This is a genomic window from Rahnella sp. BIGb0603 (assembly GCF_024808755.1).
In the GTDB taxonomy this organism is placed as follows: domain Bacteria; phylum Pseudomonadota; class Gammaproteobacteria; order Enterobacterales; family Enterobacteriaceae; genus Rahnella; species Rahnella contaminans.
Genome location: NZ_JANUEX010000010.1, coordinates 62,542 through 87,773, shown reverse-complemented (window position 1 = coordinate 87,773; position 25,232 = coordinate 62,542). Strand labels below are relative to the sequence as shown.

The 25,232-nt window shown below is 54.0% G+C and carries 23 protein-coding genes; 11 read left to right on the top strand and 12 right to left on the bottom strand.

Annotation, left to right across the window (positions count from 1 at the left end; genetic code table 11):
• Positions 1-405 precede the first annotated feature (405 nt).
• The 12 genes from M2403_RS21805 to M2403_RS21750 form a co-directional block, all read right to left on the bottom strand.
• Positions 406-1,200, bottom strand: a complete 795-nt coding sequence (locus M2403_RS21805) for a DsbA family protein (protein WP_259230921.1) — start codon at positions 1,198-1,200, stop codon at positions 406-408.
• Between the two features lie 116 nt (positions 1,201-1,316).
• Positions 1,317-2,024, bottom strand: a complete 708-nt coding sequence (locus M2403_RS21800) for a nucleoside/nucleotide kinase family protein (protein ID WP_152323710.1) — start codon at positions 2,022-2,024, stop codon at positions 1,317-1,319.
• Entirely contained in the window at positions 2,002-2,529 is a 528-nt protein-coding gene (locus tag M2403_RS21795; RefSeq protein ID WP_259230920.1) for an MltR family transcriptional regulator, read from the bottom strand. Before M2403_RS21795 ends, M2403_RS21800 begins: the two co-directional genes overlap by 23 nt.
• A gap of 42 nt (positions 2,530-2,571) precedes the next feature.
• Positions 2,572-3,840 (bottom strand): zinc-binding dehydrogenase, encoded by a 1,269-nt coding sequence (locus M2403_RS21790; protein ID WP_259230918.1) that lies wholly within the window; start codon positions 3,838-3,840, stop codon positions 2,572-2,574.
• On the bottom strand, positions 3,837-5,240 hold the full coding sequence (locus tag M2403_RS21785) for a PTS mannitol transporter subunit IICB (protein ID WP_208951430.1): 1,404 nt from the start codon (positions 5,238-5,240) through the stop codon (positions 3,837-3,839). Before M2403_RS21785 ends, M2403_RS21790 begins: the two co-directional genes overlap by 4 nt.
• 30 nt (positions 5,241-5,270) lie before the next feature.
• Positions 5,271-5,717, bottom strand: a complete 447-nt coding sequence (gene cmtB / locus M2403_RS21780) for a PTS mannitol transporter subunit IIA (protein ID WP_259230917.1) — start codon at positions 5,715-5,717, stop codon at positions 5,271-5,273.
• Positions 5,718-6,046: 329 nt separating this feature from the next.
• Positions 6,047-6,769 (bottom strand): DUF3053 domain-containing protein, encoded by a 723-nt coding sequence (locus M2403_RS21775; RefSeq protein WP_259230916.1) that lies wholly within the window; start codon positions 6,767-6,769, stop codon positions 6,047-6,049.
• A 183-nt stretch (positions 6,770-6,952) separates the two neighbouring features.
• Positions 6,953-9,022: a glycine--tRNA ligase subunit beta gene (gene glyS, locus M2403_RS21770; protein ID WP_165060699.1), complete on the bottom strand. Its 2,070-nt coding sequence runs from the start codon at positions 9,020-9,022 to the stop codon at positions 6,953-6,955.
• A 9-nt stretch (positions 9,023-9,031) separates the two neighbouring features.
• Positions 9,032-9,946 carry a glycine--tRNA ligase subunit alpha gene (gene glyQ / locus M2403_RS21765; RefSeq protein WP_152323717.1) on the bottom strand — a complete coding sequence of 305 codons (915 nt, stop codon included), beginning with the start codon at positions 9,944-9,946 and terminating at the stop codon, positions 9,032-9,034.
• Between the two features lie 111 nt (positions 9,947-10,057).
• Positions 10,058-10,342, bottom strand: coding sequence for a type II toxin-antitoxin system RelE/ParE family toxin (locus tag M2403_RS21760; protein WP_259230915.1), 285 nt, complete (start codon positions 10,340-10,342; stop codon positions 10,058-10,060).
• Positions 10,332-10,580: a type II toxin-antitoxin system Phd/YefM family antitoxin gene (locus M2403_RS21755; protein WP_152323719.1), complete on the bottom strand. Its 249-nt coding sequence runs from the start codon at positions 10,578-10,580 to the stop codon at positions 10,332-10,334. Before M2403_RS21755 ends, M2403_RS21760 begins: the two co-directional genes overlap by 11 nt.
• 73 nt (positions 10,581-10,653) lie before the next feature.
• A complete protein-coding gene (locus tag M2403_RS21750) occupies positions 10,654-12,654 on the bottom strand; it encodes an autotransporter outer membrane beta-barrel domain-containing protein (RefSeq protein ID WP_259230914.1) in 2,001 nt (666 codons plus the stop codon).
• A gap of 183 nt (positions 12,655-12,837) precedes the next feature.
• On the opposite strand from M2403_RS21750, the gene M2403_RS21745 reads away from it, so the two are divergent.
• From M2403_RS21745 to M2403_RS21695, 11 genes are all read left to right on the top strand, one after another.
• Positions 12,838-13,404, top strand: a complete 567-nt coding sequence (locus tag M2403_RS21745) for a DNA-3-methyladenine glycosylase I (protein WP_152323721.1) — start codon at positions 12,838-12,840, stop codon at positions 13,402-13,404.
• Positions 13,401-13,844 carry an N-acetyltransferase gene (locus M2403_RS21740; protein WP_208951426.1) on the top strand — a complete coding sequence of 148 codons (444 nt, stop codon included), beginning with the start codon at positions 13,401-13,403 and terminating at the stop codon, positions 13,842-13,844. The genes M2403_RS21745 and M2403_RS21740 overlap by 4 nt, the downstream gene beginning before the upstream one ends.
• Positions 13,845-14,067: 223 nt before the next feature.
• Positions 14,068-14,730: an OmpA family lipoprotein gene (locus M2403_RS21735; protein WP_152323786.1), complete on the top strand. Its 663-nt coding sequence runs from the start codon at positions 14,068-14,070 to the stop codon at positions 14,728-14,730.
• A gap of 102 nt (positions 14,731-14,832) precedes the next feature.
• Entirely contained in the window at positions 14,833-15,840 is a 1,008-nt protein-coding gene (locus M2403_RS21730) for a LacI family DNA-binding transcriptional regulator (protein ID WP_259230912.1), read from the top strand.
• 140 nt (positions 15,841-15,980) lie between these two features.
• Positions 15,981-18,107: an alpha-galactosidase gene (locus M2403_RS21725; protein ID WP_259230910.1), complete on the top strand. Its 2,127-nt coding sequence runs from the start codon at positions 15,981-15,983 to the stop codon at positions 18,105-18,107.
• A 58-nt stretch (positions 18,108-18,165) separates the two neighbouring features.
• Positions 18,166-19,452, top strand: a complete 1,287-nt coding sequence (locus M2403_RS21720; RefSeq protein WP_259230909.1) for an MFS transporter — start codon at positions 18,166-18,168, stop codon at positions 19,450-19,452.
• A gap of 68 nt (positions 19,453-19,520) precedes the next feature.
• Positions 19,521-20,555: a LacI family DNA-binding transcriptional regulator gene (locus M2403_RS21715; RefSeq protein WP_152323726.1), complete on the top strand. Its 1,035-nt coding sequence runs from the start codon at positions 19,521-19,523 to the stop codon at positions 20,553-20,555.
• Between the two features lie 212 nt (positions 20,556-20,767).
• Positions 20,768-21,517, top strand: a complete 750-nt coding sequence (locus tag M2403_RS21710; RefSeq protein WP_259230908.1) for a sugar phosphate isomerase/epimerase — start codon at positions 20,768-20,770, stop codon at positions 21,515-21,517.
• A 28-nt stretch (positions 21,518-21,545) separates the two neighbouring features.
• A complete protein-coding gene (locus M2403_RS21705) occupies positions 21,546-22,823 on the top strand; it encodes an MFS transporter (protein WP_259230907.1) in 1,278 nt (425 codons plus the stop codon).
• A gap of 14 nt (positions 22,824-22,837) precedes the next feature.
• Positions 22,838-23,815, top strand: coding sequence for a glyoxylate/hydroxypyruvate reductase GhrB (ghrB, locus tag M2403_RS21700; RefSeq protein ID WP_165060680.1), 978 nt, complete (start codon positions 22,838-22,840; stop codon positions 23,813-23,815).
• Positions 23,816-23,946: 131 nt separating this feature from the next.
• Complete coding sequence (locus tag M2403_RS21695; protein ID WP_165060677.1) at positions 23,947-25,197, top strand: valine--pyruvate transaminase; 1,251 nt, start codon at positions 23,947-23,949, stop codon at positions 25,195-25,197.
• The last annotated feature ends 35 nt before the right edge of the window (positions 25,198-25,232 follow it).

Here is a 25,232-nt window from a genome sequence, read left to right as displayed (position 1 = left end):
AGGCGGACTCTACCACGTGATTATAGGCCTCGCGTAGCCACCCCACAGCCCGTGACAGAGATCACACGTATACGACCACTACCCCCTGTATTTTGGTGATCGCGATCACAAAACACCCCTGTAATCCGGCTACACAGACGATAATTTGAGCTTGATACGTATAAAAACGTGATGAAAGTCACTTTTTATTAACGAGTCTTTATCATAAAAACGTGATATTCATCACAAAGTATTTTTCGATAACCTTGCTTATTTCGCTTAAAAACCGTTCAGACGTGTCAGGTGAATGCGGAACTGAGTTTACGGGGGAGAGTTTGAAATAAAATTACAGAATGGGGTGCTGAAAAAAAAAGCGAGCTGTCTGCCAGCCCGCCGCTATTTAATGAGTTTTTCGCAGCGAAAAAATTACTTCCCGCCTTGCGCCTTAACAATGGCAGCCTGCAATTCTTCGGCTGAAACCGCACCCGGAAGCACGGTGGTGTTCGCCGCCGTTGCGCCGCTGGTTGGCATCACGACAAAGCCGGGTGTACCGCTGAAGCCCAGCGTACGGGCCAGTTCGTCATTGGAGGCTATCGCCTCATGCGTGGCTTTACGCTGCGCATCAGTAGGCTGGGTGGCTTTGGCCGCTTTCACCGCACCGGCGATATCGGCATCGGTCAGTTTACCTTCGTCATGGCCGGTGCGATAAATGCTGTTGTGGTAGTCGAAGTACGCCTGCGCGCCCTTCTCTTTCCAGATAGCCATACCGGTTTCCGCCGCAGTAATGGACGCTTTCCAGCGGTCACCGAAGATTGGCCATTCTTTGAAGACGAAACGCACGTTCGGATTGGCTTTCACCGTTTGCTCGACTACCGGTGCCATGTGGCTGCAATACAGGCACTGGTAATCGAAGAATTCTACGAAGGCCACTTTGGCATCTTTCGGGCCATAACTCGGCGTGGCAGGGTCTTCAGTCAGGGCTTTTGAATTTGCCAGAACGGCACTCAGGGTTTCCTGTTGCTGCTGATCCGCCTGCTGTGCCTGCAACTTCTGGCTGACCTGCACCAGAATTTCAGGATGCTGAAGCATGTAATCTGCTGCAATTTTACCAATGGCTTCCTGTTGCGCCGGGGTGAAATCTGCCGTTGCGCTGTCAGTAGCAAAAGCCAGCGTCGGAGCCAGCACCAGAGAAGCCAACAGAGTCATCGTCTGACGTTTCATCAAAAATCCTTAAAGTGAAATACGGGGAAAACCGGACAGTTGCCTTCAAAAGTAGAGGAATTTTCCCGGCTTTGCAGGCTAAAAATTGTCATTTTTTATAAATCCCGCCGTCACTATCACTCAAAATGAAACGCGCCATCGCCCGACATTTGCAGCGTGATATCTGCCTGACGGCTATCCCTCAGAACCCGCGCCACATTGGGTCCGTCCGTGGCAGCGTAAAAATCACCGGCCCGGGCAGGCGTCAGTCCACCACGGATTTTACGTTCAATAAGACGACCGCGCAGGACTTCCGGACTGGCACGAATAAAGACGCTCAGATCGCAATTTTCTGTCAGTTGCCGCCAGCCGTCATCGTCAAGCAGCAGCCAGTTTCCCTCGACGACCAAAACAGGCGCGGTAACATGGATCGCGCCTTCGACCGGCTCATGCAGCGTGCGGCTGTACTCCGGCCAGCGGCTTCCCGGCTCGCGTAAAGCGATCAGTGCGTCCCGCAATTTGGTCACATCAAACGTCTGTGGTGCGCCTTTACGCTGACGCAAGTTGTGTGCGTCCAGCCAGTCATTGCGATGATGGAAACCGTCCATCGGCAGGGTCTGCAAAGGGACTAAATCCGGCGTTTCATGAGAAAGCTTTTGCCAGAATGCGGAAAGCGTCGATTTGCCGGTGCCGGGCGGCGCAACCAGAAACACCACCAGCGGGCGGTTAAGCAGGCGCTGCTGTGAAGAAAAACGTTGAAGAAGGGGAAGGTGTAGTTGTTCGATATCTTCGTCGGGGAAAAAAGCCTGCGTGGACAATCCGTTAATGGTCAGCATCACGTTCATAAGTCAGTTCCTTGAGTAAATCCGTCACTGCCAGAGACAGTGCCGTCCTCATCAGATTGCCGTAACGCACCTTACTGAAGGTTTCAAAACTGGCAAACTTCATTTTCTCGACAGACTGAAACATCAGCGTGTTATCCGTCACGCAGCTCAAATTCTGGAGAAATTCATAAGCCGTTTCTTCATGAAATTCCACAATCTCTGTCCCTGCTTTCAGGTGCTCGTCCAGCTGAGAAAACAGCAAAATATCGGCATAGACCGGTTTTTTGATTTTCCCCAGGGCATAAATCAGCCTCAGGGAAACATCAATACTGTCCAGCGGGCCTGATTTAGCGAGTAAGGGCTTTACGGCAAATTCGCGGATGTCCTCGTCATTATTGATAAAAAGGTGGGGAAGGAACTGTTTTATACCGCTGAGTAAAATGGCATTCGCGGCATGCAGAAAATCATTGAGATTCGTCTGGCCGGATAACCTCTCCAGCACCTGATCTTCAGTTAATACAGTCATCCTTCCCTTAAACACCGTCAGTAATGAGGAGAACCGATAATATTACAGCCCGGTGGAAACACCAAAATGGTTCAGCAGCGCCTGCTCGGCCTGCTCATTCCAGACGCCATGCGTAGGTGCTACCCGTTCCGCCAGCAGGGCAAACAGCGGATCGGTTTTGCCCAATTCTGCAAAATCTTCAATGGCGGTCAGCGGCAGAGAAATACCGTTATAAATAAGCTTTTTACCGCCGGGAATATGCGGCAGATTGAGCACCGTTTCCGGTACAGCGTCCAGGCCGCCGATGTGCGTAATCATATAAGAAGGCTGAATACGTCCGGCCGCCGTCAGTGCCAGCGCCTCTTGCATATCGCCGGTCGAACCGCCGGATGTGCCGACAATGTGCGTAGAACCGTAGTGAACGTTGTAGAAATTGAAGGGAACGTTGAAGTTTTTGTCGGTCGGTCCGGCAAAGAAATTCAGGCAACCGTCCTCGCCCAGCAGCGCGTCGCCCAGTTCGATAACTTCAGCCACGGCCGCGAAAACAAAGACATCATCATAACCTGCGCCGCCCGTCATTTCGCGCAACGTGGCAGCCGGATCAGACAACGTTTTACTGTTGATATACACCAGCTCGATGCCTTTTTCTGCCGCCATAGCCACCGGCAGAAGTTGCTCTGCGCGCGCCAGCCGTTGTTCGTCGATATCCACCACCACCACCCGCGCCGGGCGCACATCGCCGTTGATCGCATAATCAATAGCACCAATGCCCATCGGCCCCGCGCATGCCAGCAGCGCCAGATTTCCCCCCGCTTTGATGCCCATCTGATGTTCATACACATATTGCGTGGTGTGATAGCTGGCGTGATACGCGCCGATAATGCAGCACATCGGTTCAGCCAGCGAGGCGGCGGCGAAATAATGCCCTTCGTACGGCAGAACACAGCCCAGGTCGATAGCCAGTTTCGGGATGATCATGTACGTCGCGTTGCCGCCAAAGGTTTCGTAACTGTAACCGGCGGAATACCCGCTGGGCAGCCCCATCGCCGGTTGCAGCACGAAGCGTTTTCCCGCTTCAAACCGGTTCGTGAGATTTTTGCCCACCTGCACAATCACGCCCGCGCATTCGTGCCCCGTTACCGCCGGATGGTCGGCGATATCTTCCGGTACGCGTTTATGTTCACCGCCCAGCAAAGCGGCTTTGTAAGTCGAGAGGCAAACGCTGTCCGACACCACGCTCACCAGCAGTTCGTCATCGGTGATTTCCGGCAATTCAAATTCACGGAGTCTCACATCTTTTTTACCGTAAATGGCGGCGACTTTGGTTTTCATGCTGTTGCTCCTTGCTGAACCGGGGAAGTGATATCGGCAAACAACGCATCGAGCGCCGGATCGCCGAGATAGTTTTTAATCAGAATCAGTGGCTGGTCGGTCACACGCTGAGCGCGGCCTTCAAGACTGGCGTGGGTCACAATGATGTCGGCATCGGCCGGAATGTTTTCGATGGAGTAATGCTTCACTTCGATTTCATAACCGGCTTTTTGCAGCTTTTTGCGAAAAGTCGTCGCCCCCATCGCGCTCGACCCCATTCCCGCATCACACACAAAAGCGATTAACCGGATACTGGCCGCCACAGGCTGCATCCCGCTTTTGCCTTCGGCTTTGCGCTTTTTGCTGGCGGCCTGAGAATCCGCAAAACTGTCCTCCGCAGGGGATTTGTCCAGTTTCAGAATGGCAGAGGCGACGACGAAAGAGACCACGGTTCCGGCCAGCACGCCCGCACAGGTTCCCATAAAGCCCCCACGTGGCGTCAGTGCCAGATACGCAAAGATAGAACCCGGACTTGGCCCCGCCACCAGCCCTGCGCCAAAGAGCTCGAAAACATAAATGCCGGTCATGCCGCCCGCGATCATGGCGATAATCATCAGCGGTTTCATCAGTACATACGGGAAATACAGCTCGTGAATACCACCGAGAAAATGAATGATCATCGCGCCGGGCGCAGATTTTTTACTCAGCCCTTTGCCGAACAGCGAAAATGCCAGCAGGATCCCCAGACCGGGGCCGGGATTTGAGGCCACCATGAAATAAATAGATTTTCCGGCGACGGCGGTGTCCTGCATACCCAGCGGATAGTAAACGCCCTGATCGATGGCGTTATTCAGAAATAACACCTTGGCGGGTTCATTAATCACCGACAGCAGCGGCAGGTAACCGGTCGCCACCAGCGCCTCAATGCCCTGTTTCACAAAATTATTGGCTTCCATTACCGCCGGGCCGATCACTTCATACGCCAGCAAACAAAGCAGCATGCCGAGAATGCCGAGTGAGAAATTATTGATCACCATCTCAAAGCCCGCCGGAATACGTTTCTCCAACGCCTTATCGACCACTTTAATGAGATAACCGCCCAGCGGCCCCATGACCATCGCGCCGATAAACATCGGAATATCCGCCCCGACAATCACGCCCATCGTGCCGATACCGCCCATCACGGCACCGCGTTTTCCGCCAATAAGATGCCCACCCGTAGACCCGATCATCAGAGGCAATAAATAGGTGATCATAGGGCTAACGAGTTGCCCGAAATGCGAATTAGGTGTCCATCCGGTGGGAATAAACAATGCTGTAATAAAACCCCAGGCAATAAACGCGCCTATATTGGGAATGACCATCGCTGTGAGAAACCCGCCAAAAGCCTGCACTCTGGCGCGCATTGATTTATTAGCCATATTAAAATCCTGTTGAGTGTTAGGATAAAACTAATAACGCTGAATGATGTTAATTAATTCCTCTGGGTTATTTGCATTGAGTAATTCATCAATAACGTCATCTTCGCAAAGCATTTCACTTAACGCCTGAATCGCCTCAATATGTGAATCAGAATCTTTTGCCGCTAATCCGATAAGCAGCCTAACGGGCGGGCTTTCAGCTTCAAAGCTGACGCCTTCTAGCAACAGCGTAAAACTGAGCGCCGTCTTTAACGCACCGCATTCCGGTCTGGCATGTGGCATGGCAATGCCGGGCGCGAGCAAATAATAAGGCCCGATTTCCATTGTGGTATCTTTTATTGACTGAATATAATCCGCAGTAATGTATTTTCTTTGCAGCAGGTTTCTCATCGATAAATCTATTGCCTGCGACCAGTCTTCCGCTGATGGATATATGGCAATACTTTCACTGTCGAAAAAATCCATTAATGATGACATTATTTATCCTTATTTTTATCGATGAGAATTTATATTCCCGAGCATATTCTCTGAAAGGGATTTAATCAAACCGGCGGGGATTTGTGATCAGCATTATAAAAATGGCGTTCGCAATAATAAAACCCGACATGCATCACACCGATGGTGGGTTATTTCAATTAATTAGAATAAATGCAATAGCCTGTTTGTGAACAAGACCACAAAAAATGTTTTTATATTATTATTCATTTTTGTGACCGTCGTCTGATTGGCGTTATTGCGTTTGGTTTTCGCTCATAAAAAAGCCACGCGTTGAGGCGTGGCTTCTGTTCATCACATCGTAAACTGGCTTAGTTGCTGAAATCACCCTGGGCGACTTTTTGCGCCTGAAGCAATGTCTGCTGTTTGCCGACCAGATTCGACATCATGGTGTTGTACTGCGTCGCCTGCTGCTGCGTCGGGAACTGCACGCCGCCGTTAGCGAATGCCACCTGAGGGCCCTGTTGTTGCAGGAAATCACCCACGGAGACGATATCCTGCGTGAAGCTTTGCAGCTCCGGCACCAGCGGAGTCAGCACGTTAGCTGGCTGGGTCACCACAGTGTTGTAGACCTGACCATAAACCGCTTTCAGGTCATCCGGTTGTTTCAGGGCAGCCATCGCCGTATCGGCTTTCACTTTTGAATCACGCAACTGCGCATTCAGCATGCTCAGCGTGCTGGCCGCCTGTTGTAACGCGCTGCGCTGGGTCATGTAATCCTGCGGGGTACGCACCTGGCCAATCGCGCTCACCACCGGTACCAGACTGCCATCAACAGCGCCTTTCATCTGGCGGGAGAACGACAGGATGATGCCGTAGTCATTCGCGTAATTACCAAACCGTTGTTTCTGATCTTCACTCAGCGAAGGCAGGTTTTGCCCGCTGCGCATGACGGTATTTTGCAAATAATCGATAAAGGCTTTGCGTTGTTCCGGTTCTTTATCGCCACAGGCAGTGAGCTGGAAAACAACCAGCAGTGCGATAAACGGCGCCAGCCAGCGAGAAAATACACCGCTTCTGATCCCTACAGCCATGAGTCCTGACTCCTGATTTCAATGTTCTTCTTCCGGCCAGTTCCCTGCCGATGCTGTGCATTCCATGCGGGATATAGGATAGAACAATTGGGGGGATAACGCTTTTTAAAAAAGCGTAGAAATTGACATCTGATAAGGTGCCTTGCTCCTCCCCCTTCGCAGAGGGAGGAGCAAAAACTTCACTTACTGAAGCAGCGAAATATCCGCGACCTGCAGGAACAGCTCACGCAGCTTGGACAGCAGTGTCAGGCGGTTGATACGCACCGCCTCGTTCTCATCCATCACCATCACGGTGTCAAAGAACGTATCGACGGTTTCGCGCAGCGCAGCCAGTTCCACCAGCGCTTCTTTGTACTCACCGGCCGCAAACAGCGGTTCCAGTTTGTCGCGCAGAACCACCAGATGCGTCGCCAGTTTCAGCTCGGCAGGTTCTTTCAGCACGGAGGCGTGAACGTGATCCAGCAGAACGTCGGTGGATTTCGCCAGAATGTTCGACACACGTTTGTTAGCCGCCGCCAGCGTTGCCGCTTCATCCAGCGTACGGAAGTAGCTCACCGCTTTCACACGCGCATCGAAATCGGCCGGTTTGGTTGGACGACGTGCCAGCACGGCCTGAATGGTATCGACCGCGTGACCTTCTTCCTGATACCACGCGCGGAAACGACCGAGCATGAAATCAACCACCTCATCGACAACCTTGGCGTTAGTCAGCTTGTCGCCGTACAGGCGCACCGCTTCTTCGGTCAGGGTTTGCAGATCAAGAGACAGGTTTTTCTCAACGATGATACGCAGCACGCCCAGCGCAGCACGGCGCAGTGCGAACGGGTCTTTATCGCCTTTCGGATGCTGACCGATGCCGAAAATACCGGCCAGGGTGTCCATCTTGTCAGCGATAGCCAGCGCACATGCCACCAGCGATGCCGGTAACTCGTCGCCCGCAAAGCGTGGCTGATACTGTTCATTCAGCGCAACGGCGACTTCTTCCTGCTCGCCGTCGTGACGCGCATAGTGCATGCCCATTACGCCTTGGGTGTCGGTGAACTCGAAGACCATGTTGGTCATCAGGTCGCATTTTGACAGCAGGCCGGCGCGTTTAGCGTTCTCAACGTTGGCACCGATTTTCTCAGCGATCCAGCCAGACAGCGCCTGAATGCGGTCGGTTTTATCACGCAGCGTACCCAGCTGTTTCTGGAACAATACGGTTTCCAGACGCGGCAGGTTATCTTCCAGACGTTTTTTGCGGTCAGTATTGAAGAAGAATTCGGCATCGGCCAGACGCGGGCGAACCACTTTCTCGTTACCGGAAATGATTTGCTGCGGATCTTTCGATTCGATGTTGGCGACAAAGATGAAGTTCGGCAGAAGTTTGCCCGCGGCGTCGTACACCGGGAAATACTTCTGGTCGCCTTTCATGGTGTAAACCAGCGCTTCCGCCGGAACTGCCAGGAATTTCTCTTCGAATTTCGCGGTCAGCACCACCGGCCATTCCACCAGAGAAGCCACTTCTTCCAGCAGGCTTTCGCTCAGATCGGCGATACCGCCAATCTCTTTCGCCGCTTTCTCAGCATCCTGTTTAATGATGGCTTTACGCTGCTCGTAATCCGCAATGACTTTGCCGCGTTCCAGCAGAATTTGCGGGTACTGATCGGCATTATCAATCGTGAATTCCGGCTCGCCCATGAAGCGGTGACCGCGAAGGGTACGCGCAGAATCGATACCCAGGATTTTCGCCGGGATCAGTTCGTCGCCTAACAGCAGGGTCACGGTGTGAACCGGACGCACAAACTGTACGTCAGAATCGCCCCAGCGCATCAGTTTAGGAATGGGCAGTTTAGCCAGAGAGGTCGCGATCATCGCCGGCAGCAGTTGTTGCGCGCTTTCGCCTTTGACGTGCGCACGGTAAACCAGCCATTCGCCTTTGTCGGTGACCAGACGGTCAGCCTGATCGACGGTGATGCCGCAACCACGAGCCCAGCCTTCAGCGGCTTTGCTTGGTTTGCCTTCGGCGTCAAACGCCTGCGCCACAGCGGGACCACGTTTTTCAACTTCGCGGTCAGCCTGTGATTCATGCAAACCGGAGACTTTCAGCGCCAGACGGCGCGGTGCAGCAAACCACTTAACGTCGCCGTGTGGCAGATTCGCCGCATCAAGCTCCGCAGTCAGGTTAGCGGCAAAAGATTCAGCAAGGCTACGCAGGGCCTTCGGTGGCAGTTCTTCCGTGCCGATTTCCACCAGAAAAGTTTTTTCAGTCATGGCTGTTTCTCACTTCTCGTTCTTTTTGCACATCGGGAAGCCCAGCACTTCGCGGGAAGCGTAATACGCCTCAGCTACCGCTTTAGTCAGGGTACGGATGCGCAGAATGTAGCGCTGACGTTCAGTCACAGAAATCGCTTTACGCGCGTCGAGCAGGTTGAAGCAATGGGCCGCTTTCAGAATGCGCTCGTAAGCAGGCAGTGCCAGCGGCTTTTCGAGCGCCAGCAGGGTTTGCGCTTCTTTCTCGTGCTGTTCAAAACAGGTGAACAGGAAATCGACGTCGGCGTATTCAAAGTTATAGGTGGATTGCTCCACTTCGTTCTGGTGGAACACGTCGCCGTAGGTTGTTTTGCCCAGCGGACCGTTACTCCAGACCAGATCGTAAACGCTGTCCACGCCCTGGATGTACATCGCCAGACGCTCCAGACCGTAAGTGATTTCGCCGGTCACCGGTTTACATTCCAGGCCGCCGACCTGCTGGAAGTAAGTGAACTGCGTCACTTCCATGCCGTTCAGCCACACTTCCCAGCCAAGACCCCAGGCGCCGAGCGTCGGGTTTTCCCAGTTGTCTTCAACGAAGCGGATATCGTGGACAAGCGGGTCAAGGCCCAGCTCTTTCAGGGAACCGAGGTACAGTTCCTGAATGTTTTCCGGTGACGGTTTGATCATCACCTGGAACTGATAATAGTGTTGAAGGCGGTTCGGGTTTTCGCCGTAGCGGCCGTCAGTGGGACGGCGTGATGGCTGAACATAGGCTGCCGCAAAAGGCTCAGGGCCGAGTGCGCGCAGGCTGGTCATCGGGTGCGAGGTGCCCGCGCCGACTTCCATATCCAGCGGTTGAACAATGGTGCAGCCCTGCTGCGCCCAATAATCTTGCAGTGTCAGGATCAGGCCCTGAAATGTCTTGGTATCAAACTTTTGCATGTTGGATTCGCACGCGAGAAAGTGGGTTTATAAAGAGTCGGACAGTATACCCGCTGAACGGAAGATAATCACACAACAGATCCCTGTGAACTACCTTAAAAACGCCAGTATTCAGCGCTTCTCTGCCAGTTTATAGGCTTCATTGCCCTCACGTTTACCAATCGCGACAACAATTACCACGATTTCCTGATCCTCAACCTGATAGACCAGACGGTAGCCGAGACTCTTCAATTTAATTTTATAACGGTTAATTTTTGGGCCACATAAACGGGCAGAAACAACATGAGGATTTTCGAGCCGCTCAGCGAGTTTCTTTTTAAACTGGTCTTTAATGGGAGGTGCCAGCGCCTTCCATTCTTTCAGGGCTGACTTCAGAAAATCGATTTTATAAGTCATCCAGCGTCAGCCTTATCCTTTCTTCGCCCTGCCGCGCATCCATTATGCGGTTTAGTTCCACGTCTTCTGCAAGACTCAGGAAATAGGCGTAAACCTCTGGTGGAACACAATAAAAGGCCGGTTCATTACGGTTAAGGATCGCCACGGCTTCACCTTCTCCGGCGGAGAACGTTCCCATCGGATCACGTTTTAGCTCGGTAATACTGGCGGCTGAGGAAGTGAGTATTTCAAACGGCATAGCTTTTCTCCTGTCACACTATGCCGTTATTATAGCCTTAAAAGCATCTTTAAAAGCACCCTTTAAGATGCTTTTAAAATCTTGCGCTGATCCCCGCGTTGTATGACGTTTGTTCGCCGGAATCCAGGCCGGTGGTCTGAGAGATGGCGGCAAAGGCGGAAATGCTGTGGGTGATCTGGACGTTGGCGCCGACGGTCATATCGACCCAGTCGTCATCCTGCTCGCCTGTGGTGCGGCTAAAATGCGTGCGGGTGGATTTGATGGCACCGGTCGCGGTATAGGTTTTGTCCCCAAACTGCCGGTCATACGTCACCTGTGCATACGGATTGACGATGCCGAGTTCTGCATTTACACGCCAGCCGAGTGCGCCGATCTGCGAATGGGACGTCTGGTCGCCAAAACGCATCGAGGTGCTGGTATTCCCCTGTTCGCTGTAGCCATTGATGCTGCTGTAATCCCAGCTGTATTGCGCCACAGGGCCGGTTTTCAGCACCGGTAAAATCGGGAAATCCCAGCCCGCGGTGACGCGTCCGCCGATCTGTTTACCGTCTGTCTCACCGCGCTCAGTGCGGGTGGTGGGCCCGAGCGTGATGCGGCGCTTAATGTCATCATAATTCAGCGAGCCGTAGTGAACATCGCCGTTGATCCAGCCGTTTTCGGCGATTTTCACGCCGGTAAACGCCGTCGCCATCCAGCCGCGTGTGCGGTAGCTGTAATGGTCAGTCGGATCCTGTTTATCGTCTGAACCGGAAATCATCAGCCCCATCATCCAGCGATCGGTCATCTGATAATCCATGCCGATATTGAGCGAATTCGAGGTCAGATCGCCATCCCCCAGCGACGGATTGATTTTGCTGTCGGCACTTTGCCCGGCATACCCGCCAAACATACCAAACGTACCGGCATCGTTATCCTGTGTGCGAAGTTGCTGATAACGGCTGTCGAGCAATTCCTGCGTATTTCGCGCCAGCGCCAGCGAGCCCTGATTCAGCGCCGTGGCTTCCAGCGGACCGTTGATCACCGATTGCATGTACTGGGCGATCAGCGCGTGCGCCTGAGGTGTCGGGTGGAAATGATCGGAAAACAGGAACGATTTACTGGCGTCGAAGCCCGGCAGATTCGAGGTGCATTCCGACGCGGATGTCCCGACCGGACAGGCCGTGCCGGCAGTATTGGCGAAACCGTATAACGCCGGATCGGCTACCACTTCGTTGAACAATCCGTTGATATCCACGCGGGCAATATTGCCGCCAGTTTTCGCCAGCGCGATATCCTCAGTGGTGTTGTAGGTATCGGTCAGGCCGCCCGCTACGTCTTTGAGCGCGTCATACGCTGCCGCCAGCCCTTTGGCGATAACGTCCTGCACCAGCGGAATACCGGAACCTTCCGCCGCGGCTGCGGCCAGAGCCTTGTGAATCGCTTCGGTACGGGCACCGGCATCCGGCGTATTCTGCGCATTCAGATACTGATAGGCCGCTTCCAGCGCCTGTTGCTGCACCGGCAGTAATCCGACCTGAATCACGCCTTCCATCAGTACCGGCGTCAGTCCGATGTTGGGCACCGTCGGCACGATGACCGTTCCGGCACCCGCCTTCAGTAAATCATTCACCTGCGAGGCCGCCTGCGTGGCGCTGTTGGTGGCAATTTGCAGCGCCGTGACCGGATTAAGGCTCAGCGCCGCAGCGGCCAGATCGTTACCGCCGATCCAGTGAATATACAGCCCGTTCGGGTCGGCTTTGCCGCCGGTCGATGCCAGATAATGTTGAACCTGTTCCTGCGTGGTGTAATCGGAATCCAGCCCCGGCACCGCGACGCCGCCGCCTTCGGCATAGTTCTGCCCGCCTTGTGAAGAGGGTTTTAAGGTCGTGCCGATGTTGTTCGCCAGAATTTCGTCATACAGCTGATGTGAGCTGCTGTCGAAGGTCCAGCGGCCAATATTGCCGGTATCACTCAGGCTGTCGCCGAAAACATACAGCTGATCATAAGCCTGCGCTGAAGCCTGCGTTCCGAGGCAAAGCGCCACGGCGAATGCGCCCTGCGTCAGCCGTGTTGCGTACTTTTTTGTGCCTGCCATAAACCTGTTTTCCTGAAGTTTCAGCGGCGCATGCCCCTGATTAAATGTAAGGAATTCGTAATGAATGGCTTTAAATATTGTTCAGATCCGACCAGCGTCAAGTTCACGGTGCGCAAATTGCGACGTTGCAGAGTTATCCGAGAAACCACACACTGGAGCCCACGCTTTCAAGGAGAAAACGAGATGACGCGCTGTAGCTGGGTTTCCAAAGAACCGATTTACCTCGATTACCACGATAAAGAATGGGGCGTGCCGGTCAAAGATGGCCGCGAGTTGTTTGAGATGTTGTGCCTCGAGGGCCAGCAGGCAGGACTTTCGTGGATAACCGTACTGAGAAAGCGCGAAAATTACCGCCAGAACTTCCACGCGTTTGATCCGGTGAAAATTGCCAAAATGACTGACGACGACGTTGAACGCCTGGTGCTTGATGCCGGTATCATCCGCCATCGGGGAAAAATCAAAGCCATTATCGGTAACGCGCAGGCATATCTGGCCATGGAAGCCAGCGGTGAAAGTTTCTCAGAATTCATCTGGAATTTCGTGGGCGGCCAGCCGGTCATCAATAATCCGCTCGGCCCGGAAGGCGTTCCGGCGAAAACGACGGTGTCCGATGCCATGTCCAGGGCGCTGAAAAAGAAAGGCTTTAAATTTATCGGTTCAACGATTTGTTATGCCTTTATGCAGGCAGCCGGGCTGGTGAACGATCATCAGTCTTATTGCTTCTGCCATCCGGCGAATCAGCCATCATGATCCGCCTTGCGCAGCCCGCCGATCACGAAACCATTTTGTTGCTCTGGCTGCGCAGTTCTCTGATCTCTCACTCTTTTATTGCCGAATCCTACTGGATTGAAAGCCTGCAAATGGTGAGGGAAGATTTTTTGCCCAAAGCCCGCATCTGGGTGGATTGCGATACAAATGATGAAATTTGCGGCTTTATCGGCGTGCTGAATCAGCAGTTTATCGGTGCCCTGTTTGTCGAAGCGTCCCATTACGGCGACGGTACCGCGCAACGGCTGATGGCGGCGGCTAAGGAGGAATATCCGGTTCTGCTGCTCGAGGTGTACCAGCAAAACCACCGTGCGATGGCGTTCTATCGTAAGGAAAACTTTGAGATCACCGCCGAAACCCGTCATCCCGGCACCGACATGCCCACCTGGATCCTCCGCTGGTTCCATCCCCTTTCCGAATAAGTTCCCAAAATCTGCAAAAATACAAAAACAGATAACCGGAATTCTCCTACTGCTTAACGCCCCAAAATTGCGCATAAAGAGCGCCAGAACGCCGCAGGGCTGAACTCTGCCTGTTGCATTTGTTTATGTTTTGACACCTTTTTCTGTGCAACTTGCCGCCAAAAGAGCAGTCATAATGCCGCAGTAAAGTTCTGAAAAATTAAACATCCAGAAAGGAATAATGATGAACAAAAGACTTCTAGTGGTTGCGGGCGTGCTGTGTGTGACGATGGGCCTTTCCGCCTGTACCACCAACCCTTACACCGGGGAATCAGAAGCAGGCAAATCCGGCATTGGTGCGGGCATCGGTGCCGCACTCGGCGCGGGCGTCGGTATGCTTTCTTCATCCAAACACGATCGCGGCAAAGGCGCGCTGATCGGGGCAGCGGCAGGGGCTGCACTGGGTGGCGGTGCGGGTTATTACATGGATGTGCAGGAATCTAAACTGCGCGACAAGATGAAAGGCACCGGCGTCAGCGTGACCCGTCAGGGCGACAACATCGTGCTGAACATGCCGAACAACGTGACGTTTGACACCAACAGCAGCACGCTGAAACCGGCAGGTGCGAACACGCTGACCGGCGTGGCGATGGTGCTGAAAGAGTATCCGAAAACCGCCGTTAACGTCGTCGGTTACACCGACAGCACCGGTACCCGCGCGCTCAACATGAAACTTTCACAGCAACGTGCTGATGGCGTCGGCAGCGCGCTGATCACACAGGGCGTTGAAGGCAGCCGCGTACACACCACTGGTGCAGGCCCGGACAATCCGATCGCCAGCAACAGCACTGAGGCCGGTAAAGCACAGAACCGTCGCGTCGAGATCACCCTCAGTCCGTTGCAGTAAATTTTATCCTTCCCCTGATAAAAACGGAGCCATTCGGCTCCGTTTTCACGTTTGTGATATTCTCCCGCCACGCGCCTTCCCCCCTGTGTAACGGATGCCAGTATGTCTCTGAAAGCGATTGCGAAAGATCTCGGTCTCTCTGTCACCACCGTCAGCCGTGCGCTGAACGGGTACGATGATGTTTCAGCGGATACCAAAGCGCGGGTTCAGGCGGCAGCAGATTTACGCGGCTACCGGCCAAACACTCTCGCCCGCCGGTTGAAAATGGGGAAGATCGACGCCGTTGGCCTCATTTTCCCTTTCTCTTCTCATCCGTTGAGCAATTCCGCGTTTATCGAAATGGTCGGCTGTATCACCCGCGAACTGGCAAAATATGAAATCGATTTACTGCTGGTGCCGGATGAACTGGGCACGTTTTCCTGGCGGCGGCTGATCGAAAGTAAACGCGTCGATGCCATGCTGGTGGCGCATACGCTGGATAACGACCCGCGACTGCTGGATTTACAACAGCGTAATTTTCCGTTTCTGGCACTGGGGCGCAGCCAGTGTCTGACGCAGGATTACGCCTGGTTTGATTTCGATAACCGCGCCGGAATGCAGATGGCGGTCGATCATCTGGCCGCACTTGGCCACAGCCGTATCGCGTTTCTCGGCGAGAACAATCAGCAATCGTTTATCGGGCAGCGCTATCAGGGTTATCTCGACGGATTGCGGGCAAACGCGCTGCCGTACAATCCTGATTACGTGCATAAAATCAGCCCGAGCCGTCGCGCCGGTTATCAGACCACGCAGGCGCTGCTGACGTTGCCGGTGCCTCCGACGGCCATTGTCTGCGACTGCAATATGCATGGCGAAGGTGCCGCACTGGCGTTGCAGGAAGCCGGATTGCTGCTCAGCGGCGGTATTTCCCTGATTATTTTTGACGGTTTGCCGGGCGACAGCGTGCCCGATGTCGCCGTTACCGCCGTCCGTCAGGGCACGCGCGAAGCGGTCGGCCTGCAAATTGCCACGATGACGATGGCGCTGATCCGCAACGAACCGCTGAAAAATTTACAGGTTCTCTGGCAGCCCGAATTGCAGGCAGGCGTCACCGTCCATCCACCACGCTGATAATTCACCCTTAGGTTATTTTTCCACCCTATATCACATTTTTCACTTTTCTCATTTCCTATCCGAAACGTTTCGGATCAATAGTTACTCCACCTGATCGCGTCTTATCAGCGCAATTTTATGTGTGGAGCAGTGACTATATGGAAAACCAGATTATTCATTTAACCGGCGGACAGACCAGCCTGATCGTCCGATGCACGCCTTACGCTGAGATTCTTTACTGGGGAAATCGCCTCAGTCAGTTTTCTGCGGATGACATTATTTCGCTGAGCCGCGCAGTGCCAAATGGCCGGATTGATGTGGAAGCGCCGGTGAATTTCAGCGCCGATTCAGGCCGCGGTTCTTTTGGTACGCCGGGCATGGAAGGTCATCGCGACGGACTGGACTGGTCGCCGGTATTCAATACCACGCAGGTCAAGCACGACGGCAATCAGCTGACGATCACCACCGAAGACGCGATCGCCGGTCTGCAATTTCGCAGCGAACTGCGCCTTGATGACAGCGGCGTTTTACAGGCACGCAATGCACTGACCAGTCTCAAACCCGGCACGTATCAGGTCACGCGGCTGGCTGTCACCCTGCCGCTGCCGGAACGCGCCGCCGAAGTCATGGCGTTTCATGGCCGCTGGATCAAAGAGTTTCAACCGCACCGCACGCTGCTCGGTCATGGCGGCATCATTCAGGAAAACCGCCGCGGGAAAACGTCCTCCGAATATTTTCCGGCGATGATGATCGGTCATCCAGGTTTCAGTGAAGAACAGGGCGAAGTTTGGGGAATGCATCTGGGCTGGAGCGGTAACCACCGTCTGCGCGCTGACATCAAAACCGACGGTCGCCGTCTGGTGCAGGCCGAAGCGTTGTATTTCCCCGGCGAACAGCGCCTGGAACAGGGCGAAACGCTGGAAACGCCGTGGCTGTACGCCAGTTATTCCGCCAGCGGCCTGAACCCGATGAGTCAGCAGTTCCACCGGTTTGTGCGTGAACAGATTTTGCGGTTCCCGACCGAGAAACCACGTCCGGTGCATCTTAATACCTGGGAAGGCATTTATTTCGATCACGATCCTGACTACATCATGCAGATGGCGACAGAATCCGCCGCGTTAGGCGTTGAACGATTCATTATCGACGACGGCTGGTTTAAGGGGCGCGACCACGATCGCGCCGCGCTGGGGGACTGGTATCTCGATGAGAAGAAATACCCGAACGGGCTGAAGCCGGTGATCGACCACGTTAAAAATCTCGGCATGGAATTTGGTATCTGGGTCGAGCCGGAAATGATTAACCCGGATTCGGATTTGTACCGCGCCCATCCCGACTGGCTGCTGGCATTGCCGGGTTATCAGCAGCCGAGTGGCCGTCATCAGTTCGTGCTCGACCTGAACAATCCGCAGGTCTTTGATTATCTGGTGGAACGCATGAGCTGGCTGCTCGGCGAGCACGATGTCGATTACGTGAAATGGGACATGAACCGTGAAATCGTCCAGCCCGGCCATGAAGGCCGCGCGGCGCTGACGGCACAAACGCAGCAATTCTACCGTTTGCTGGATGTGCTGGGCGAACGCTTCCCGCACATCGAGTTTGAATCCTGCGCGTCCGGCGGGGGCCGCATTGATTTCGAAGTGCTCAAACGCAGCCATCGTTTCTGGACATCGGACAATAACGACGCGCTGGAGCGGCAGAAAATTCAGCGCGGCATGAGCTATTTCTTCCCGCCGGAAGTCATGGGCTCGCACATCGGCAATAAACGGTGCCACGCCACGTCACGCCAGCACAGCATTGAATTTCGCGGCCTGACGGCGCTGTTCGGCCATATGGGCATTGAGCTGGATCCGGTGAAAGAAGGGGAGGCTGAGCGCGCCGGTTTTGCGAAATATACCCGCCTGCATCAGCAGTTGCGCCCGTTATTACACAGCGGCGATGTGTACCGCGTAGATACGCACGACGAAACAGTGCTGATTAACGGCGTGGTCAGCGTGAACAAAGATCGCGCGGTGTTTCTGGTCAGTCAGCTGGCAATGCCAACCTGGTCGCAGCCCGGTACGTTACGCGTGCCGGGGCTGAAAGCAGATGCGCGTTATCGCGTGACAGTGCTTGATGAACCGGCGTTGCTGAAAGGCGGCACAAGCGGTCACACCATGCGCGTGCAACCGGCGTGGCTGCATGAATCGCCGGTGCTGAGCGGTGAATGGCTGGCAAATGCCGGGGTGGCGTTACCGGTACTGGATCCTGAAAGCGCCCTGCTTCTGGGCTTCGAACAAATCAGATAATAACTAAAAACACCGGTGCGACAGTGCCGGTTTTCATGGTTTCGGCAAGGAAATCACTATGAACCCTACACAAACTTCTGACCGCTGTTTCTATAAAAACAATGCCAACTTCTGGATATTTGGCGCCTATTTCTTCCTCTATTTCTTCATTATGGCGACCTGTTATCCGTTTTTACCGATCTGGCTTTCGGACATTATCGGCCTGAGCAAAACGGAAACCGGCATCGTGTTTTCCAGCATGTCGCTGTTCGCCATTTTGTTTCAGCCGATTTTCGGCATCATTTCTGACAAGCTTGGCCTGAAAAAGCATCTGCTGTGGATTATCGCCGTGCTGCTTTTCCTGTTCGCGCCGTTCTTCATTTACGTTTTCGCACCGTTGTTAAAACTCAATATCGTGCTCGGCGCCATTCTCGGCGGTGCCTATATCGGTTTCGTGTTCGCGGGCGGTTCAGGCGCAACTGAGGCATATATCGAAAGAGTCAGCCGCAACAGTTCATTTGAATACGGCAAGGCGCGGATGTTCGGTTGTTTCGGCTGGGGAATTTGTGCCTCGACAGCGGGCGTGCTGTTTAACATTAATCCGGACATCGTGTTCTGGATGGGTTCCGGCGCGGCGCTGATCCTGATGGTTCTGCTGCTGATTTCCCGCCCGCAGGAAAACAAGAATGCGGTAGTGATGGATAAACTCGGCGCTAATCAGCCGCAATTCTCACTGAAAACGGCGGCTTTGTTGCTGAAAGAACGCAAACTGTGGATGCTGATTTTGTACGTTATCGGCGTCGCCTGCGTCTACGACGTATTTGATCAGCAATTCGCCACGTTCTTCAAAACCTTCTTTGCATCACCGCAGCAGGGCACGGAAATGTTCGGCTACGTCACCACCGCGGGCGAGCTATGCAACGCACTGATCATGTTCTGTTCGCCCTGGATTATTAACCGCATCGGCGCGAAAAATACGCTGCTGCTGGCGGGCACCATTATGTCGATCCGCATTGTCGGCTCGTCATTTGCGACCACCGCCATCGAAGTCATTTTACTCAAAATGCTGCATGCGCTGGAAGTGCCGTTCCTGCTGGTCGGCGTGTTCAAGTACATCACGCAGATATTTGATGTCCGGTTCTCAGCGACCATTTATCTGATTGGCTTTAACTTTGCCAAACAGCTGGCGGCCATCTTCCTTTCGGCTTTTGCCGGTAACTTGTATGACCGCATCGGGTTCAGCGATACCTACCTGATCCTTGGCGGTATTGCCTTTAGCGTGACGATCATTTCGGCCTTTACGCTAAGCAGCAGACCAAAGGCCGGGGCGGTTTCCGGGGTGCAAACGGCGCAGGGATTGCGCTGACTTACGGGATGCAGCCTTTCGGCACTCTGTGCTAGTCTCCGTGGGACAAGCATGAGGAGAGAAAGGCTGTGAGTAAAAAACAGGAACCGGGCGCACCGGTACGCGCCACGATACGTGATGTCGCCAGCGCCGCGAAAACGGGTAAAACCAGCGTTTCACGTTATCTCAACGGTGAAAAAGACCTGCTGTCCGACGCGTTAAAAGAACGCATCGGACGGGCGATCGCCCTGCTCGATTATCAGCCCAGCCAGATGGCGCGCAGCTTGAAAAGCGGCCAGACGCGTCTGATTGGCCTGATTATTGCCGATATCACCAACCCGTATTCCGTTGAAGTCATGCGCGGTGTCGAAGCTGCCTGCCGCCAGCAAGGGCTGACGCTGCTGGTGTGTAACACCAATAACGAGCTTGATCAGGAAAAACATTATCTGCAATTGCTCAGCAGTTATCGCGTGGACGGTATTGTCGTGAACGCCGTCGGAATGCGTGAAGCGGCGATTTCCACGCTGCAACAGGCCAATTTACCGATGGTGCTGATCGACCGTAAAGTCGCGAATTTTGCCTGCGACGTCATCGGCCTGAACAACGTCGAAGCCACGCAGATGATGACCAATCATCTTCTGCAACAGGGTTTTGAAGCTCTGCTTTTTATCAGCGAGCCCGCCACCATTAATACCCGTTTTGACCGTCTGCGTACTTTTCTCCATCGCATGCAGCAATCGCCGCAGCACATCGCCGAACAGGGCGAGATTGAGATTTCGAATACCGACGGACTGGATAATCTGCTGCGTGAATTTATTGCCCGCCATCCCGACAAACGAAAAGCCGTAATGTGCGTGAACGGTACGCTCACATTGCAGGTCGCTCGCGCCATGCGACGGCAGGGGATTGTCTGGGGGCAGGACATCGGATTATCTGGTTTCGACGAACTGGACTGGGCCGAACTGGCAGGTGTCGGGATCACTACGCTTAAACAACCGACCTACGAAATGGGCGTGGCCGCGCTCGGCCAGCTGGTCGCGCGGATACAGGGAAATACCGATCCCGTTAAAGACCTGGAATTCTCCGGCGAGCTGATTGCACGTGGTTCCACGGCAGCGCGCTGATTCTTTTCCCCTCCGTTTCCTGCCCCGTTCTTCGTGAGCGGGATCATGTTTTAGGCCTTTTGTTCTGTTGATTGGAACCGGTTCCAATTAGGTTGTATAAAACGAAACAAAACATTAACAACACCTCCAACTGGCGTTTGTTTTACTAAAATGATGTTTTGGATTTGATCGCCTGCGCCGCCGCAGTGGCGCGTTTACCAGGATACACACGCATGAAAAGAGAAGTCGTCATTGTCACCGCCGCTTACGGAAACAGCGTGGTGAAGGCCCTTGGCGGGCAGGCCGCGCTGCTTTCAATCATTGCAGACGCGCAGGCAGACGGTGTGGAAATTCGTCGTGAATTGTTCAGCGAGCAGGAACTGGATGCCCTGCCCGAACTGGCGGAAAACATTAAGCGCCACGGGCTGTTTTCGGTCTATTCGGTGCCCTTCCCGCTGTTCATTTCAGGCGGCAAACTGAATCCGGATGCAAAAAAGTATTTTTCCGAAGCGCATGTTTTAGGTGCCCGCACCATTAAGTTTTCACTGGGCGAATTTGAACCCGGTGCCGACCTGACGCCGCTGCGCGTACTGCTGGATTCTCAGACCGTCAAATTGGTGGTGGAGAATGATCAGTCGAGCGATTGCGGAATTTTGTCGCGCATTAATGCCTTTGCGTTTGCGGCGGAATCGCTGCATCTGCCGCTGAGCCTGACGTTTGATACCGCGAACTGGCTGTGGGTGGGACAGGATCCGAGCGCGGCCGCTGAACGCCTGGCACGCCATGTGGGTTATGTGCATGTGAAAGCGGCGGAACAGCGAGACGGAAAATGGCACGCCATGGCGCTCGATAACAGCGACGGCAGCTGGGAACCTTTATTGAAAATGTTGCCTCAGGATGTGCCGCGCGGCATCGAATTCCCGCTGGAAGGGGATGACCTGACCGCCGTGACGCGTTACTACGTCGAACTACTGCGTCAGTAATTCTGATGCCTCATCCGGAGAAATCGCCATGAAACAACCCGGGATCGCCGCCCGCCGGTGGTGGTACATCATGCCGGTCGTGTTCATCACGTACAGCCTGGCCTATGTCGATCGCTCGAATTTCAGTTTCGCGTCGGCGGCGGGCATTAATGACGATCTCGGCATCACCAAAGGTATGTCGTCCCTGCTGGGCGCACTGTTTTTCTTGGGCTATTTCTTCTTCCAAATCCCCGGCACGATTTACGCCGAGCGGCGCAGCGTTAAAAAACTGATTTTCTGGTGCCTTTTACTGTGGGGCGGATTCGCCTCGCTGACCGGTGTCGTCACTGATATTCCGATGCTGGCAGTGATCCGATTCGCGCTGGGCGTGGTGGAAGCCGCGGTCATGCCCGCGATGCTGGTGTATATCAGCAACTGGTTTACGAAGTCCGAACGTTCGCGTGCCAATACGTTTCTGATCCTCGGCAATCCGGTCACGGTGCTGTGGATGTCGGTGCTTTCCGGCTATCTGATCAAGTCGTTCGGGTGGCGGGAGATGTTTATTTTCGAGGGTATTCCGGCGGTGATCTGGGCGATTATCTGGTGGTTTACCGTCAAAGATAAACCCGAAGAAGTCAGCTGGCTGAGCAGTCAGGAGAAGAAAGCGCTGGCCGCACAGCTGGAAAAAGAGCAGAAAAATATTCAGGCGGTGGGCGGTTATCGCGAAGCTTTCCGTTCGCGGAACGTCATTTTCCTTTGCCTGCAATATTTCTTCTGGAGCATCGGCGTGTACGGTTTTGTACTGTGGCTGCCGTCGATTTTGCGCGACGGGAAATCGATGGGCATGGTCGAAGCGGGCTGGCTGTCGTCCGCGCCGTATCTGGCGGCCACGATCGCCATGATTCTGGTGTCGTGGGCTTCCGACAAGATGCAAAACCGCCGGTTATTTGTCTGGCCACTTTTACTGGTCGGCGCGCTGGCATTCTTTGGTTCATGGGCCGTTGGCACAAACAATTTCTGGCTTTCGTACAGTTTACTGGTGGTCGCTGCCGCGGCAATGTATGCCCCATATGGCCCGTTTTTCGCCATCATTCCTGAAATGCTGCCGAAGAATGTTTCCGGCGGCGCAATGGCGTTAATCAACAGCCTCGGAGCGCTTGGCTCGTTCTTTGGTTCCTGGTTTGTCGGTTATCTGAACGGTAATACGGGCAGCCCGGCAGCCTCCTTTATTTTTATGGCCGTGTCGTTACTGGTTTCCGCAGGATTAACCCTGCTGGTAAAACCGCGACAATCTGAAATGAAACAAAAAGAAGTTTCCTTAACCTGAGGGAGTTGTAATTGATGAAGCCGTCTATCGTTGTGTATAAGAAACAACCCGCAGACCTGCAACAACGCCTGGAACAGCATTTCGCCATCACTCAATTTGATGACATCACTGAAGAAAACCGTGCGCAGGTTTTAGACGCTTTGCAGAACGCAGAAGGACTGCTGGGCTCAGGCGGTCGGGTGGATAAAGATTTGCTGGATCACGCGCCGCGCCTGCGCGCCGTTTCCACCAGCTCCGTAGGCTACGATAATTTTGACGTCGCGGAACTGACGCGTCGTGAAATCCCGCTGATGCACACCCCGACCGCGCTGACCGATACGGTCGCTGATACCGTGATGGCGCTGGTGCTGGCGACTGCCCGCCGCGTCGTGAATCTGGCCGAACGTGTGAAAGCGGGTGAATGGACAGAAAACGTCGGCCCGGACTGGTTCAGCATCGATGTTCACCACAAAACCATGGGTATCGTGGGTATGGGCCGCATCGGCCTGGCGCTCGCTCAGCGTGCGCATTTCGGTTTTGATATGCCGATTCTGTACAACGCACGCAGTCAGCATACCGAAGCGGAAGAGCGTTTTGGCGCACGCAAATGTGAGCTGGACGAACTGCTGGAGAAATCTGATTTCGTCTGTGTTCTGCTGCCTATGACCCAACAAACGTTCCATCTGATCGGCAAGGAACAGCTGGCGAAAATGAAATCCAGCGCCGTGCTGGTCAGCGCCGGTCGTGGCCCGGTCATTGATGAACCTGCGCTGATTGAAGCGCTGAAAGACGGGACGATTTATGGTGCCGGGATGGACGTGTTCGAGAAAGAACCGTTGCCGAAAGATTCTCCGCTGCTGAGCCTGCCCAACGTGGTGGCGCTGCCGCACGTGGGATCCGCGACACATCAGACCCGTTACGATATGGCGGCCTGTGCGGTGGATAACCTGATCGCCGCCCTGAACGGCGACGTTAAACAGTTCTGCGTGAATCCTGAAGTTCTCAGGAAGTAACCCCTTCCTTCTCCTTCCCTTTCAGGGATTTTTGAAAGGGAAGGACAGTTCAAAACCCCGTGGTCGGATTGCACTGCTTTGCCTCAGGCGTTATGGTGGGCATCACATTTCGATAACATACAAAGCTTTCTATGACGTTTTCTGCTTTCGGTGACAAATTTACCCGTTTTTCAGGCATTACCCGCCTGATGGGCGATATGAATGACGGTTTACGCACACCAGGTGCTGTGATGTTGGGCGGCGGTAATCCGGCGCAGATCCCTGAGATGCAGGATTATTTCCAGACGCTGCTGACGGAAATGCTGGCCGAAGGCAAGCTGACCGAAGCGCTGTGCAATTACGACGGCCCTCAGGGCAAGGACGTGCTGCGTCACGCACTGGCAGAAATGTTGCAGAAAGAACTCGGCTGGCAGCTCGATGCGCAAAATATCGCGCTGACCAACGGCAGCCAGAGCGCCTTCTTCTATTTATTCAATCTGTTCGCCGGACGTCGCGCCGACGGCAGCATGTCGAAAGTGCTGTTCCCGCTGGCTCCGGAATATCTGGGTTACGCGGACGCCGGGCTGGACGAAAATCTGTTTGTTTCCGCCAAACCGAATATCGAGCTGTTGCCCGAAGGCCAGTTCAAATATCACGTCGATTTTGATCATCTGAATATCACTGATGATATCGGCCTGATCTGCGTTTCACGCCCGACCAATCCGACCGGCAACGTGATTACTGACGAAGAGCTGATTCGCCTCGATGCACTGGCGCAGCAGAAAGATATTCCGTTATTAATCGATAACGCCTATGGGGTGCCGTTCCCCGGCATCGTGTTTACCGACGCAACGCCGCTGTGGAACCCGAATATCATTCTGTGCATGAGCCTGTCGAAGCTCGGCCTGCCGGGTTCTCGCTGCGGCATCGTGATTGCCGATGAGAAAATCATCAAAGCGATCAGCAATATGAACGGGATTATCAGTCTGGCACCGGGCAGCGTCGGGCCTGCTATCGCCACAGAAATGATTGCCCGTGGTGACTTGCTGAAGTTATCAGAAAACGTGATCAAGCCGTTTTACTCTCAGCGCGTGCAGGAAACCATCGCCACGCTGCGCCGCTATCTGCCGGAAGAACGCTGCCTGATCCACAAACCGGAAGGCGCAATTTTCCTGTGGCTGTGGTTTAAGGATCTGCCGATTACTACTGAAGTGTTGTATCAGCGCCTGAAACAGCGCGGCGTGCTGATGGTGCCGGGGGATTATTTCTTCCCGGGGCTTGAGCATCCGTGGCCGCATACACATCAGTGCATGCGCATGAACTACGTGCCGGATGCGGAACAGATTGAACGCGGCGTGAAAATTCTGGCGGAAGAAGTCGAAAAAGCGCACGCCGAAAATTAATTTTCCTGCACGACAGGCATAAAAAAACAGGAGGA